Genomic DNA, 13460 nt, shown 5'->3' with positions numbered 1-13460 from the left:
CAAAATGATCAATTTATATCCTACTCAAATTGAAACTATTTCCCTCCATAGGGTGGGGAATAAAAATAAGGGTGAAGGTGTTTTTCTTTCCGAAGAACCATTTTCCTTAAACGATGAAACTACTGGTCTTTTAAAGGAATACTTTTTTAAACCTTTCAGGGAAAAAGAAGAAAACTATTTTAAATTTGACAATGAGGTTGATGTAACATTTAATGAAATGTATAAAATAGCTACGGCTATTTTTGAAAACCCAAACTCCTTACACGAGAATTCAAAGAAAATAGCAAACCTGCTTTTTGATCAGTCCAATCACCCACACATTAAAAGTGGCGAAGTGTATATTGCCTACCTTACAGACCTGATGCTAGACAATGTAAAGGTAAATGCCGTTGGTGTATTTAAAAGCGAGCTTAAACACGACTTCCTTCAATTCCAAGAAAAAGGAAATAGCCTCGACATTTTAGTACAACAGGGAATTAATATTAATAAATTGGACAAGGGCTGTCTTATCTTTAACACCGATAAAGAGGAGGGCTATAAAATACTCTCGGTTGACAGTAACCGATACGATGCCAAATATTGGTTGGAAAACTTCTTGGGCGCAGAACCTTTGGCCGATGATAATTTTAAAACAAAAAATTATCTAAAAATGTGTCAGAATTTTGCCAAAGACGTGGTATTACCTGCCGAGGACAAACAACAAGAAGTGTTGTTCATGAACAGGGCAGTGAATCACTTTGCCAAAAATGACACCTTTGAAGAGTCCGAATTTTTAAATGAGGTCATGGAAAACCCTGAGCTGATCCCAGAATTCAAACACTACAAGGTAGAAAAAGGCCCTAAATACAGTATCGAGGATGTATCTAATTTCGATATTGCCAACAAAGCGGTTTCTGATGCCCGAAAGAAAATGAAAAACGTCATTAATCTGGATACCAATATCACGATTAAACTAGACTTCATCAACCCTGAATCTGCAGAAAAATTCGTAGAAAAAGGTTGGGACGAAGAACGACAAATGTACTATTACCTTCTTTATTTCAACAAGGAAGAAAAGAATTAAGACAGTGATCTAAAAAGCAACGAGCAGTAACATAATAACTGATCGTTGCTTTTTGATTTAAATTTTAATCTTGTTTTCTATAATTTGCTTCATACTTACATCCTGATAATTTCTTTTTACAAAATCGAGCGCCAAAGCTAGGACATCGCCCATCGATTTACACTTTTTAAAATCTATATCTCCTGTCAGGTCATGGATGTGATGCGCCAAAGTAGCTATATTTTCATCTGTCGATATATAATCCGTTTTACTGATAGAAATCAACCTCTTAATCCTATTACCAGAACTCAAAATTCTTTTAGCCACAATAGAACGTTCTTCTATCTTGTATTGATCTACAGAATCGCGTTGTAACTTTTCTTTCACCAACATTACCATTCGGTAGTTTTCCTTAAAAAATTGAGGCCTATATACTTTTAGTTTGCCTTCGAAACATTGTTGATCAAAATCTATGGCCCTAATTTTATATACTACATGATCGAAATCGTGAGTAGGTACAATAACATAATTATAAGACCTCATATCTCCCAACAATCGTATCATACAACGTTCATTGAATTTCACAAATTCTTTTGCCAATTGTGATTTTTCGGATTCGGAACATTTGGGCAAAAAATCCTTTATAAAAACATCCCCGGGAATCCCCGCAATATGTTCTTCTATGAGCGTATCCTTATAGACTAAAAAGTTAAGGTTATAAGGCGACAGCATATGCTCCAATTCTAACCCGTAAACCCTAGAAGCATCTGTTCTCTTCACATAAAAGTAAGTGAAGTTATCATTTAGAATATTCCTGACCTTAATCCGAAAAGGTTTAGAATTCCCAAAGGTGCAATAGTCAACGGCATCTACATTCAGAAAGGGAAAAATACTTTCTCCACCATCCGAATGAAGAATAGAATATACTCTTTTTAGACTTAAATCTATTTCAACTCGCTCATATTCATTGTAATAAACACGTACCCAAAGGGTATCTTCATCATTGGAATCATATACTACGATGGAACCCGAAAATCGCAAGAGATCTTCATAAAAAATAGGGATTTCTATTTTTCGGCTGTAATGCTCTAAATAAGCATCCAATTTTTTACTAATAGGATATGCCGGCTTTTTCTTGGACATTAATCTTTCTTCAGACATATTTTTGGTATTTGGATACAATTTAAAACTTTGCAACCAAGAAAATCGATTTTAAGACTTGTTTTTTTATTCTTCAGGGGTAAAAAGCAATTCTGCATACCCAAAGCCCAAAAAATTCCCGTGAATACCCCTGTCGCTGTCTATTGTTTCATCGTATTTGTATAAAATCAGCACTTCTTAAAAACCAATTAAAGGCCCCTATTGCAGTACTTAGAAACTGTGTGAGCTAGGAATTTCTATTTTATTGCTAATCCGAAATACTACAGGTGTTCTACTAGTGGTGCTATTCTGCTTTCCTTTGTTTTTTAGAGTCTGAAAACAGCACCTAACCAACAACCAACCTACTTATACTCAATTGAAAAAACTTTAAAATGCAAACCTCATCCGGATAATTATTTTTAGGGAGACCCCATAGAAGAAAAAAGAATATTATTACCCTATATTGTAACAAAACAAGAAGTTTCGCGTCAAGTAGGCACGAAGAACTGAAAAAATAAACCCATTTTGGAATCGATATTAACTGTCAGCAACCTCACCAAAAAATTTGGCTTTCTCACCGCCGTAAAAGACCTCTCCTTTACCATTGAAAAGGGAAATGTTTATGGCATTTTAGGTCCTAACGGGAGCGGAAAATCTACCACTTTGGGTATAATCTTGAATGTAGTTAACCAAACAAGCGGTGAATTCTCCTGGTTTGGCGGAACAACCTCAACTCATACCGCTTTAAAAAAAGTAGGGGCCATTATTGAACGCCCAAATTTTTACCCTTATATGACCGCTTTGCAAAACCTAAAATTGGTGTGCAAAATAAAAGATGTAGGGGAGGATAAAATAGAAGAAAAGTTGGCCTTAGTTGGACTCCAAGAACGAAGAAATAGTAAGTTCAGCACCTTTTCCTTAGGAATGAAACAACGGTTGGCCATTGCCTCTGCCCTGTTGAACGACCCTGAAATATTAATTTTGGACGAACCTACCAATGGCTTAGATCCCCAAGGAATCCATCAAATACGGGAAATCATCAAAAAGGTAGCATCTATGGGCACCACTATTCTGTTGGCCTCACATCTATTGGACGAAGTTGAAAAAGTTTGCAGTCATGTCATCATCCTTAGAAAAGGAAAAAAACTGTATGCAGGAAAGGTAGAAGATATGTTGGCCACCCATGGTTTCTTTGAACTAAAGACCACTGACCTCAATGCGCTCGCCATTCTTTTAAACAACCACGCCAGTTTTGGAAAAATAAACCAGGAAAACGGCCTTATTACTGCTTTTTTAAAGGAAGAACTCGATGCTTTGTCTCTTAACCAATATTTATTTCAAAAAGGGATAGTGCTTTCTCATTTGGTAAAACGCAAAGAAAGTTTAGAAGAACAGTTCCTGACACTGACCAACAACACCACCAACCAACAATAAGATTTAAAAACAGCTTGCTTTATGTTTCGATTATTACAGATAGAATTTATAAAATTATGGAACAATACAGCCAGCAAGCTGCTTATTATATCCTACTTTGCCCTCATTCTTTGTATGGCCCTCATTGCCGCCATTAAGTTTGATATCGGCCCCATCGAATTTCATGTTGCCGATCAGGGAGTTTTTAATTTCCCTTATATATGGCACCTAAATACTTGGATAGCCAGTGGCCTTAAACTCTTTTTTGCCATTATTATTGTCTCTATGATGGCCAATGAATACAGTCATAAAACTTTAAAACAAAACCTGATCGACGGGCTAAGCAAAAAGGAATTTATTGCCTCTAAGTTTTTAACCGTATTTTCTTTTTCCCTGGTTTCAACCCTCTTTGTTTTTCTACTCTCGCTTGTATTAGGTTTATGCTATTCGGATTTTACAGAAATAAGCATTATTTTTTCAGATCTAAAATACTTACTGGCTTATTTCGTAAAACTAATGGGCTTCTTTTCGTTTTGTCTGTTCTTAGGAATTCTGGTAAAACGCTCTGCCTTTGCCCTAGGTTTTTTGATCCTATGGTTTGCCATGGAAAATATTGCCATTCGATTTTTGGTCTGGTGGTTGGTCGGAAAAGGAGCTTCGGAAAACGTCATGAGATTTTTACCACTAGAATCTATGAGCAACCTTATTAAAGAACCTATATCCAGGTTTAAGGCGGTACAAAGTATGGTAGCCCAGGTAGGAGAAGTAATGAATAAGGACTACGCCGTTCATTTTTACGAATTGTTGATCGTAGGGAGCTGGACAGGCATTTTTATCTATTTATCCTATGCGCTTTTAAAAAGGCGGGATTTATAATTTCTACACCCTTTATATTTGTGATAAATGTTATGACCTTAACTGCTAGGAGCCATTTAGACTTTGGCTTCTCATAGGTAATACAGCCTTATTATTTATCTAAGAATACACAAAAACAGCTTTAGATATCTTGGTTTTCCTTAAGTACAGCAAACTCAAAGACAGTATTGACTTATCTGATAAATGCATGTTAAATCGAAGAATTTGTCCCAAAACCGATGGACTTATACCCTATGATTTAGTACTTTTGGTGGATGAAATTTAAAGTCGTTTCAGAATTCAAACCCACTGGGGATCAACCTTCTGCCATTAAACAATTGAAAGAAGGCTTAGAAAGCAATGAACGTTACCAAACGCTTTTAGGGGTCACGGGATCGGGTAAAACTTTTACCGTGGCCAATGTAGTAGAAAGCGTTCAGCGCCCTACCTTGGTTTTAGCACATAACAAAACCTTAGCGGCCCAGTTATATTCAGAATTTAAACAGTTTTTCCCGGAGAATGCGGTGGAATACTTTGTGTCTTATTACGACTATTACCAACCAGAAGCTTATATCCCCGCCAGCGGCACCTATATAGAAAAAGATCTATCCATCAATGAAGATTTAGAAAAGCTAAGATTAAGCGCCACTTCCTCCCTACTTTCGGGAAGAAGGGATATATTGGTCGTGGCTTCGGTTTCTTGTCTGTACGGTATAGGAAACCCGGTGGAATTTCAGAAAAACGTTGTCCATATCCACAAGGACCAAGTTATTCCTAGGACTAAATTTTTACATCAATTAGTACAAAGTCTATACTCTAGGACCACGGCAGATTTTAAGAATGGAAATTTCAGGGTAAAAGGCGACGTGGTCGATGTTTTTCCCAGCTATGCCGACCATGCTTTTAGAGTTCACTTTTTCGGGGATGAAATTGAGGAAATAGAAGCTTTTGACCCCTACAAAAATAAAACCTTGGAAAAATACGAACAGGTCAACATTTATCCTGCCAATATGTTCGTAACCTCTCCCGACATTTTGCAAAATGCTATTCATCAGATTCAGGAGGATATGGTAAAGCAGGTGGCTTTTTTTAAACAGATCGGCAAACCTTTGGAAGCAAAACGTTTGGAAGAACGCACCAATTTTGATTTAGAAATGATACGGGAACTCGGCTATTGTTCCGGGATCGAGAATTACTCTCGCTACCTAGACGGCAGGGAACCGGGTACGAGACCTTTCTGTTTGTTGGATTACTTCCCTGATGACTATTTAATGGTGGTCGATGAAAGTCACGTTACCATTCCCCAGGTTCATGCCATGTACGGAGGCGATCGTTCTAGGAAAGAAAACCTTGTAGACTATGGCTTCAGGCTCCCAGCAGCCATGGATAACCGACCCCTGAAATTTGAGGAATTTGAAGCCCTGCAAAATCAGGTTATTTATGTGAGTGCAACCCCAGCGGACTACGAACTGGAATTAAGCCAAGGAGTATACGTGGAACAGCTTATTAGGCCAACCGGACTTTTAGATCCTGTTATTGAAGTACGCCCAAGCCTAAACCAGATCGATGATTTAATTGAGGAAATACAACAACGGGTAGAAAAAGATGAACGTTGCTTGGTGACAACCTTAACCAAGCGTATGGCAGAAGAACTCGCAAAATATTTAACGAGAATCAATATACGATGTCGCTATATACACAGTGATGTAGATACTTTGGAGCGTGTTGAAATAATGCAGGACCTGCGAAAAGGAATCTTTGATGTTCTCATTGGTGTCAACCTACTACGAGAAGGCTTGGATTTACCCGAAGTATCCTTGGTAGCTATTTTAGATGCGGACAAGGAAGGTTTTTTAAGAAGCGCCAGGTCCTTAACGCAAACCGTGGGTCGTGCTGCAAGACACCTAAATGGAAAAGCTATCATGTATGCTGACAAGATTACCAACAGCATGAAGAAAACCATTGATGAAACCACCTATAGACGCGAAAAGCAGATCCATTACAACACCGTCAACAACATTACCCCAACTGCTTTAAACAAAAGTTTGGACAGCATACTGGCCAAGAATTCGGTTTCTACCTACCATTTTGAGAAAGAAAGTATAAAAGCCGCCGAACCCGATATGAAGTACCTAAGTGCGGATGAAAAAGAGAAAATGATCAGAACCAAAAGAAAGGCGATGGAGAAAGCGGCTAAGGAACTGGATTTTATGCAAGCGGCTAAAATAAGGGATGAAATAAAAGCACTCCAAGAACAGGAATAGCTTGGCCGCTAATAAACAATACCAGCTTACTCCTATATAATTAAAACACACTAAAAAAGCGCCTTAAAACATAAGGCGCTTTTTTTTAACTAACTAAACTAATAATAATCAAACTACCTAATATACCTTCATTAAGCTATTTCTATCAATCTTTTAGGCTTTGGTTTTGCCTCTTCCTTTTTAGGTAATACAAACTTTAATATTCCATCTTCGTAGGTCACCTTAATTTTCGCAGCATCTACGGATTCAGGTAACGTAAACACCCGCTTAAAGGAGGAAAAAGAAAATTCTCGTCTTGTATACTTCTCCTCGTTTTCGTTGCTCTCTTGGGCAATTTCCGAGGATACGGTCAACAGTTCATTGTCGATTTCTATTTTAAAATCTTCTTTCTTTCTCCCTGGCACCAACAATTCTAAGCCAAACTCACCCTCCGCTTCTTTAACATTTACAGCAGGAAGATGCTGGTTCACTGTCTCCATACCTCCAAGCCAATCTGGTTTTAAAATTTCATTTACAAAGGCAGGGAACAACACATTGTTTCTTTTTACTAAACTCATGATCTATATATTTTTAATTAAACTTTTTGTTTCTTTCCAACATATAGTCAAATGTTATACCAGCACAATTTAAGCGCCATTTTGTCCTGTTTTTACCTTAACATAATGTCATTTTGACACTAATTGAAAAAAAACCTAATTATAATAGGCTTTAAAAATATTGATCAAGACTTTTGGCGGCACCACCATATCGGGATAATTATACATAACTTTTAATACCTGATCAATAGCGGCCGGCGGCAAGCCCAATCGCAGACCAATATTGTGAAGACGTTCTATTTCCTGCTCACTTTGTTCTCTATCTACGTTCATCAACAAGACAATCCGGTGGAATTGTAGAATCCGATCACTCTCTAACTTAAGAGTCATTTTTTCTACTTTTCTATGAAATAGGGAATCAAAGGTTTTTTGATCGATCTCTAATTGATTGGCTACACCCAGTAAAAAATCGTACTCCGACTTTTTAATTTCATTATTTACCCTAGCGAAAGAAATCATTTCAGAAAGAATGCTCAACTTCTCTTTGTACGTACTCATAAATTAGCAGTTTAACACTAAGTTACATTAAAAAGCTTTCTTTATTCCTAAAACAACACGAAAGAAGCCTTACCAAAGCTAATTTTGTAATACCTTGCAAAAAAATTTCAGTATGACCAATAATGATGTTCTAAAAAAGTTAAGGGTAGCCTTAAAACTAAGAGACGATGAAATTGTAGATATTTTAAAATTGGTTGATTTTAATATTACCAAGAGTGAAATTGGCGCTTTTTTCAGAAAAGACGACCACCCTAACTATATGGAATGTGGAGATCAGATCTTACGTAATTTCTTAAATGGACTGGTTATTCATTATCGAGGAACCAAAGAAAAACCGAAGGATGTAAACCTCACTTTACCAAAACCCAAAAAAGATATAGCTGAAAAACCAGCTCGCCGACCATCTTTTAAAAGCAAACAAAAAAGCAACATGGACAAAGATATTAGTCCGGTGAAATACAAAAACAAAAAAAAATCCTGAGCTTACCCTCAGGATTTTTGCTTTAAAGGATTCTCTCCTTAGCTTTTTAAGCGCACAGGAACCTTATAGGTCTTTCCCTCTTCATATCCCTCTGCCGATACCTTATTGTAATTTAAGCGGTTTTTCACAAAAGCATCGAGCCCTTCCTCTTCGGTAGCTACAGAAAGTACCACCAGCTCCATTTCACTATTGATAGTAAAATACACTGTAGCGAAAAGATCTTCGCCCTGATTGACCCTAATATCGTTCCCCTCCAAAAGCTGACCAATTTGCTCCGACAAACTTTTAGCAGGATTCCTGTTCTCTCTTTCGGTAGCAAATGAATTTCCAAAGGATAATAACATTACTGCTGCCACTACTACTAAACTAAATTTTCTCATGATGTTTTGTTTTTTGATTGATGAATTGATTAATAAATAGATTGATATATTTAAAAGACGGTTGTTCACAAAAAATGTTACAACTTTTGATATATTAAATAATATTTTGTACTAAAAATCAATTATTAAGGGACTAATTTCACATTTACAGTATAAAACTGACTCCCCATATCTTTGGGGGCATCAACTTTTCTGTAATTTAAACGGTCTTTTAAAAACGCCTCCATCGGCTCGTAATTTGTTTCTACGGACAATACTACCACCTCTTGCTCTTTGTTAAAGGTAAAAAGCACCTTGGCCGATACACTCTCGCCCTGAATCGTTAATTGATGATCCTGTAATAATTCACTGATCCTATCGTTCAGCTCCTTTTTAGGGTGAGGTTTTACTAGGTCGTTGGCTTGTACGTTGCTTATTGCAAAAAACAGGGTGAGAAGTAAAAAAATACTGATTTTTTTCATGGTTTATCGATTTAAATTGACTTTACATTTAGCTTCCTCCTCTATACTTTTCTTAGGAGACAGGACAAATGTAATATCAAAAAACCTTACTTAATAAGCTGATAAACAGACTTAACGCACACTTAAAACCAGTAACAATTAGGAAACACCAACAAGAAATATACTTTTTAAAAGTAATCTCAAGATATATCAACAAAAAGACAAAAAAAATATAAATAATGAAACGTAAATACCATTGCTTTACGCATCCAAAAAGAAAACCACCCTTTTGTTTGAATGAAACAAAAAATGGCAATGTTATGAAAACATTGCCATTTTTATTAAAACTAATATGTGGTGGGCAAGCGAACTACGCCAACACCTCTTTTACTTTATCGGCAGCTTCTTGAAACTGAACCGCAGAATGTACTGCTAAACCAGAATTATCAATAATATCTTTCGCCAGTTCTGCATTGGTACCTTGCAAACGAACAATAATTGGCACTTTTATAGCATCGCCCATATTCTTATAGGCATCTACTACTCCTTGCGCAACTCTATCACATCTAACAATACCTCCAAAGATATTGATCAGGATACACTTCACGTTATCGTCTTTTAAAATAATCCTAAAGGCTTCCTCTACCCTCTTAGCATCGGCTGTACCACCGACATCCAAGAAATTCGCAGGTTCACCTCCGGCCATTTTAATTAAATCCATGGTTGCCATTGCCAATCCGGCGCCGTTTACCATACATCCAACATTACCATCTAAATCTACATAATTTAAACCAACCGCTCTAGCTTCTACTTCAATGGGGTTTTCTTCACGTAAATCGCGCATTTCAGCATATTGCTTTCTTCTGTACAAAGCATTATCATCAATCGAAACCTTGGCATCAACAGCCATGATCTTATCATCTGATGTCTTAAGAACAGGGTTAATTTCGAACATATTGGCATCACTTTCAACATATGCCTTGTAAAGATTTGACACAAACTTGGTCATTTCCTTAAATGCTACCCCAGAAAGTCCAAGGTTAAAAGCAATTTTTCTAGCCTGAAAAGGCAATAAACCTGTAGCTGGATTAATTTCTTCGGTAAATATTAAGTGAGGCGTGTTTTCTGCAACATCTTCAATATCCATTCCACCCTCGGTAGAATACATCACCATATTTCTTCCGGTAGCCCTGTTTAAAAGAACAGAGATATAGAATTCACTAGTTTCACTGTCACCAGGATAGTAAACATCTTCGGCCACCAATACTTGATGTACCTTCTTTCCTTCTGCAGAAGTTTGAGGAGTAATTAAGTTCATCCCGATAATACTTCCTGCAATTTCTTCTACTTCCCTTAGATTCTTGGCAAGTTTAACACCGCCACCTTTTCCACGTCCACCAGCGTGCACCTGAGCCTTTATTACGTGCCATCCAGTACCAGTTTCCTCGGTTAACTGTTTGGCAGCCTCTACAGCTTCCTTGGTATTGTGCGCTACAATTCCGCGTTGGATACGCACCCCAAAGCTCGCTAAAATTTCTTTTCCTTGATATTCATGAAGATTCATAAGTAAGGTTTCTTTTTGTTCAGAAGCAAAAATAGGAAACCCAAGGGATTTACCCTAATAAAAAACCGCAGTGTACATTATATATTGAAATTATTAAAATCTATAGGGTCAAAATACCGGAAATGACCATTCATTTTTATGATTTTCTTGGCCCTATTGACCTCCTTAAGGACCTGAATCGTAGAATATAGATGGTCTTTTATATACAATAAGCGTTCAGTTTCGAATACCATTTGTAATAGCATGTATTCCTGATCCAACGACAAGCCTATCTTATGAATAAATGAATAACTATTGAAGTCTGCCATTAACTTTGCGCTAAGAGACACCCCCATTAACCTATACAACTCTTTAATAAGACGATACACCTCTTCTTTTAACGACAAAACACTGTCATCAATATTATTTAAAAACTCAACCGTTCCGCCACCATATAATTTCTCGCCCAACTGGTTTTGAAAACTCAAAATTTTGAATACTTCAGTAGCATGACAAATGATATCCATCTCCCCCCCTTTATATGTTTTTACAATTTCCTTTAGATTAAATGCTGTTCCATAGGAAATCCGCCCATCTATGAACACAGGAACACCAAAGAGCATGGCATTTTTACGCACATCGTTGATTAATTGCTTATAACGTTCTTCAAAAATATGCAAAGCAACCACCTCCTTGGGAAAGAACACGGATTGAAGCGGGAACATAGGTAATAACATTGCTTTTTTCTTAAAGTTACAACAACTTCAAAAATGGAAGGGATTTTTCTTGCTATAATTTGTTACAAAAAAAACATTTTGTTACATAAGTTTATTTTTATCATAAAATTTTGCTCAACTTATTGAAGTAAACTAGCTTTGCTTAAAATTTAAAGTAAGATGCAACAAACTGACTTATTAAAAATAGCGAAAACATATGGTGATCCGGTTTATGTATATGATTCTGAGAAAATAATATCTCAATTTCAGCGATTGACCAAAGCCTTTAAGGGCGTAAAGAAATTACAATTAAATTACGCTACCAAGGCCCTATCCAATATCACTATTTTAAAATTAATGAACAGTTTGGGCAGTGGTCTAGATACTGTTTCTATCCAAGAGGTACAGTTAGGCCTTATGGCAGGATTCAAACCTAGTTCTATCATTTTTACACCCAACGGTGTTTCTTTGGAAGAGATTGAAGAAGCTGCCAAATTAGGGGTTCGCATCAACATTGATAACCTATCTATTTTAGAGCAATTCGGAAGCAAACATCCAAACATCCCGGTATGTATCCGTATTAACCCCCACGTAATGGCTGGCGGGAATTCTAATATTTCGGTAGGCCACATCGATTCAAAATTCGGTATAAGCATACATCAAATCCCACATTTGTTGCGCATCGTTAAGCTTACAAATATGAATATCAACGGAATTCACATGCATACAGGGAGTGATATTCTAGATATTGATGTTTTTCTTTACGCATCGGAAATTCTTTTTGAAACCGCTAAGAATTTCGAAAGCTTAGATTTTATTGATTTCGGAAGTGGATTTAAAGTTCCTTACAAAGAGGGGGACATAGAAACCAATATCGAGGAATTAGGAAAAAAACTAAGTACTCGTTTCAATGACTTCTGCAAAGAGTACGGAAGAGAATTGACCCTAGCCTTTGAACCTGGGAAGTTCCTAGTTAGTGAAGCCGGATTTTTCTTGGCCAAGGTAAATGTCGTAAAACAAACTACTTCTACGGTATTTGCCAGTATCGACTCTGGATTTAATCATTTAATCAGACCAATGCTATACGGGGCCTCCCATACTATAGAAAACATCTCCAACCCTAAAGGGCGTGAGCGTTACTATTCAGTAGTAGGTTATATCTGCGAGACAGACACCTTTGCCAGCAACAGAAGAATTTCTGAAATTTCGGAGGGCGATATCCTGTGCTTTAAAAATGCGGGAGCTTACTGCTTTACCATGGCTAGCAACTACAACTCCAGATTTAGACCTGCCGAAGTACTATGGCACGAAGGAAAAGCTATTTTAATACGGGAGAGAGAGACTTTTGAAGACCTGATTAAGAACCAAGTAGACACAAAAGATTTATTCCTTCCTGTTAAAGAAAACGTAACAGCAAAATAAAGCCGCTAAATTTTCGTTAGTTTTGAGGTCGTTAATCAACATAAGTCAAAACTAAAGTTTATGAAAATCGCCATTAGGTCTGTTACAAAAGCTATGTTTTTCTTGGGTATGGCAATCCTATCCATAGGTACTACCAATGCCCAAGAAGTAAAATGGCTCAGTTGGGAAGAAGCTGTGAAATTGGCGGAAACTGAAAAAAATCCGAAGAAAATTTTTGTAGATGTCTATACCGATTGGTGTGGATGGTGCAAAAAAATGGACAAGGATACTTTTCAAAACCCGGAAGTAGCCGCATACATGTCCAAAAACTATTATATGGTTAAGCTCGACGGTGAAGGCAAAGACCCTATAGAATTTAAAGGCAAGACCTTTAAATTTATAGCATCGGGAAGAAATGGATACCACGAATTTGCAGCAGCATTGATGCAAGGAAGGATGAGCTACCCAACGACGATCTTCTTAGATGAGAAAATGAATATGTTATCGCCGGTTCCTGGATATCAAAAACCAGAACCGTTTTTAAAAATAGCCAAATATTTTGGGGATAACATCCACAAAGAAAAAGATTGGCAAACCTACGATAACGAAAGAAAGTAGCACTACTTTCTTTAAGACATAAAAAAACTCCAAACTATTAAAATGTAGTTTGGAGTTTTTTTATGTCTTTATT

General features: G+C 36.9%; 14 protein-coding genes. 7 read left to right on the top strand and 7 right to left on the bottom strand.

Annotation, left to right across the window (positions count from 1 at the left end; genetic code table 11):
• Positions 1-4 precede the first annotated feature (4 nt).
• Positions 5-1063 carry a nucleoid-associated protein gene (locus HCG49_RS06865; RefSeq protein ID WP_168468800.1) on the top strand — a complete coding sequence of 353 codons (1059 nt, stop codon included), beginning with the start codon at positions 5-7 and terminating at the stop codon, positions 1061-1063.
• Positions 1064-1120: 57 nt separating this feature from the next.
• Here HCG49_RS06865 and HCG49_RS06860 read toward each other — a convergent pair whose 3' ends face one another.
• Positions 1121-2203 (bottom strand): hypothetical protein, encoded by a 1083-nt coding sequence (locus HCG49_RS06860; protein WP_168468799.1) that lies wholly within the window; start codon positions 2201-2203, stop codon positions 1121-1123.
• Between the two features lie 504 nt (positions 2204-2707).
• Between HCG49_RS06860 and HCG49_RS06855 the strand changes: the two genes are divergently transcribed.
• The 3 genes from HCG49_RS06855 to uvrB all read left to right on the top strand — a co-directional run bounded on the left by HCG49_RS06855 (position 2708) and on the right by uvrB (position 6714).
• On the top strand, positions 2708-3616 hold the full coding sequence (locus HCG49_RS06855; RefSeq protein WP_168468798.1) for an ABC transporter ATP-binding protein: 909 nt from the start codon (positions 2708-2710) through the stop codon (positions 3614-3616).
• A gap of 21 nt (positions 3617-3637) precedes the next feature.
• A complete protein-coding gene (locus HCG49_RS06850) occupies positions 3638-4471 on the top strand; it encodes an ABC transporter permease (protein ID WP_168468797.1) in 834 nt (277 codons plus the stop codon).
• 254 nt (positions 4472-4725) lie between these two features.
• The gene (gene uvrB / locus HCG49_RS06845) at positions 4726-6714 is read left to right on the top strand and encodes an excinuclease ABC subunit UvrB (protein WP_168468796.1); all 1989 of its coding nucleotides are present in this window, start codon (positions 4726-4728) and stop codon (positions 6712-6714) included.
• Positions 6715-6845: 131 nt separating this feature from the next.
• Here the strand turns inward: uvrB and HCG49_RS06840 are convergent, their stop codons facing one another.
• Together HCG49_RS06840 and HCG49_RS06835 are read right to left on the bottom strand one after the other, a co-directional pair.
• Positions 6846-7271 carry an Hsp20/alpha crystallin family protein gene (locus HCG49_RS06840; RefSeq protein WP_168468795.1) on the bottom strand — a complete coding sequence of 142 codons (426 nt, stop codon included), beginning with the start codon at positions 7269-7271 and terminating at the stop codon, positions 6846-6848.
• Positions 7272-7406: 135 nt separating this feature from the next.
• Positions 7407-7808, bottom strand: a complete 402-nt coding sequence (locus HCG49_RS06835; protein ID WP_168468794.1) for a TerB family tellurite resistance protein — start codon at positions 7806-7808, stop codon at positions 7407-7409.
• Between the two features lie 112 nt (positions 7809-7920).
• Between HCG49_RS06835 and HCG49_RS06830 the strand changes: the two genes are divergently transcribed.
• Positions 7921-8289 (top strand): DUF1456 family protein, encoded by a 369-nt coding sequence (locus tag HCG49_RS06830; protein WP_168468793.1) that lies wholly within the window; start codon positions 7921-7923, stop codon positions 8287-8289.
• 38 nt (positions 8290-8327) lie between these two features.
• Here the strand turns inward: HCG49_RS06830 and HCG49_RS06825 are convergent, their stop codons facing one another.
• From HCG49_RS06825 to HCG49_RS06810, 4 genes are all read right to left on the bottom strand, one after another.
• Positions 8328-8669, bottom strand: a complete 342-nt coding sequence (locus HCG49_RS06825; RefSeq protein ID WP_168468792.1) for a hypothetical protein — start codon at positions 8667-8669, stop codon at positions 8328-8330.
• A 125-nt stretch (positions 8670-8794) separates the two neighbouring features.
• Positions 8795-9130 carry a hypothetical protein gene (locus HCG49_RS06820; RefSeq protein WP_168468791.1) on the bottom strand — a complete coding sequence of 112 codons (336 nt, stop codon included), beginning with the start codon at positions 9128-9130 and terminating at the stop codon, positions 8795-8797.
• 349 nt (positions 9131-9479) lie between these two features.
• The gene (sucC, locus tag HCG49_RS06815) at positions 9480-10673 is read right to left on the bottom strand and encodes an ADP-forming succinate--CoA ligase subunit beta (RefSeq protein ID WP_168468790.1); all 1194 of its coding nucleotides are present in this window, start codon (positions 10671-10673) and stop codon (positions 9480-9482) included.
• Between the two features lie 77 nt (positions 10674-10750).
• On the bottom strand, positions 10751-11389 hold the full coding sequence (locus HCG49_RS06810) for an LON peptidase substrate-binding domain-containing protein (RefSeq protein WP_168468789.1): 639 nt from the start codon (positions 11387-11389) through the stop codon (positions 10751-10753).
• A gap of 159 nt (positions 11390-11548) precedes the next feature.
• On the opposite strand from HCG49_RS06810, the gene lysA reads away from it, so the two are divergent.
• The gene (gene lysA / locus HCG49_RS06805; RefSeq protein WP_168468788.1) at positions 11549-12790 is read left to right on the top strand and encodes a diaminopimelate decarboxylase; all 1242 of its coding nucleotides are present in this window, start codon (positions 11549-11551) and stop codon (positions 12788-12790) included.
• A 93-nt stretch (positions 12791-12883) separates the two neighbouring features.
• The gene (locus tag HCG49_RS06800; protein WP_168468942.1) at positions 12884-13387 is read left to right on the top strand and encodes a thioredoxin family protein; all 504 of its coding nucleotides are present in this window, start codon (positions 12884-12886) and stop codon (positions 13385-13387) included.
• Positions 13388-13460: the final 73 nt, after the last annotated feature.

The organism is Arenibacter sp. 6A1 (genome assembly GCF_012272855.1).
Lineage (GTDB): Bacteria > Bacteroidota > Bacteroidia > Flavobacteriales > Flavobacteriaceae > Arenibacter.
This window is presented reverse-complemented; position numbering and strand designations above follow the sequence as displayed.

Bases quoted from the DNA above. Each gene is read 5' to 3' on its own strand.
- sucC (WP_168468790.1), bottom strand. From the start codon at position 10,673: ATGAATCTTCATGAATATCAAGGAAAAGAAATTTTAGCGAGCTTTGGG.
- HCG49_RS06840 (WP_168468795.1), bottom strand. From the start codon at position 7,271: ATGAGTTTAGTAAAAAGAAACAATGTGTTGTTCCCTGCCTTTGTAAAT.
- HCG49_RS06820 (WP_168468791.1), bottom strand. From the start codon at position 9,130: ATGAAAAAAATCAGTATTTTTTTACTTCTCACCCTGTTTTTTGCAATA.
- HCG49_RS06800 (WP_168468942.1), top strand. From the start codon at position 12,884: ATGTTTTTCTTGGGTATGGCAATCCTATCCATAGGTACTACCAATGCC.
- uvrB (WP_168468796.1), top strand. From the start codon at position 4,726: ATGAAATTTAAAGTCGTTTCAGAATTCAAACCCACTGGGGATCAACCT.
- lysA (WP_168468788.1), top strand. From the start codon at position 11,549: ATGCAACAAACTGACTTATTAAAAATAGCGAAAACATATGGTGATCCG.
- HCG49_RS06830 (WP_168468793.1), top strand. From the start codon at position 7,921: ATGACCAATAATGATGTTCTAAAAAAGTTAAGGGTAGCCTTAAAACTA.
- HCG49_RS06850 (WP_168468797.1), top strand. From the start codon at position 3,638: ATGTTTCGATTATTACAGATAGAATTTATAAAATTATGGAACAATACA.
- HCG49_RS06865 (WP_168468800.1), top strand. From the start codon at position 5: ATGATCAATTTATATCCTACTCAAATTGAAACTATTTCCCTCCATAGG.
- HCG49_RS06835 (WP_168468794.1), bottom strand. From the start codon at position 7,808: ATGAGTACGTACAAAGAGAAGTTGAGCATTCTTTCTGAAATGATTTCT.
- HCG49_RS06810 (WP_168468789.1), bottom strand. From the start codon at position 11,389: ATGTTATTACCTATGTTCCCGCTTCAATCCGTGTTCTTTCCCAAGGAG.
- HCG49_RS06825 (WP_168468792.1), bottom strand. From the start codon at position 8,669: ATGAGAAAATTTAGTTTAGTAGTAGTGGCAGCAGTAATGTTATTATCC.
- HCG49_RS06860 (WP_168468799.1), bottom strand. From the start codon at position 2,203: ATGTCTGAAGAAAGATTAATGTCCAAGAAAAAGCCGGCATATCCTATT.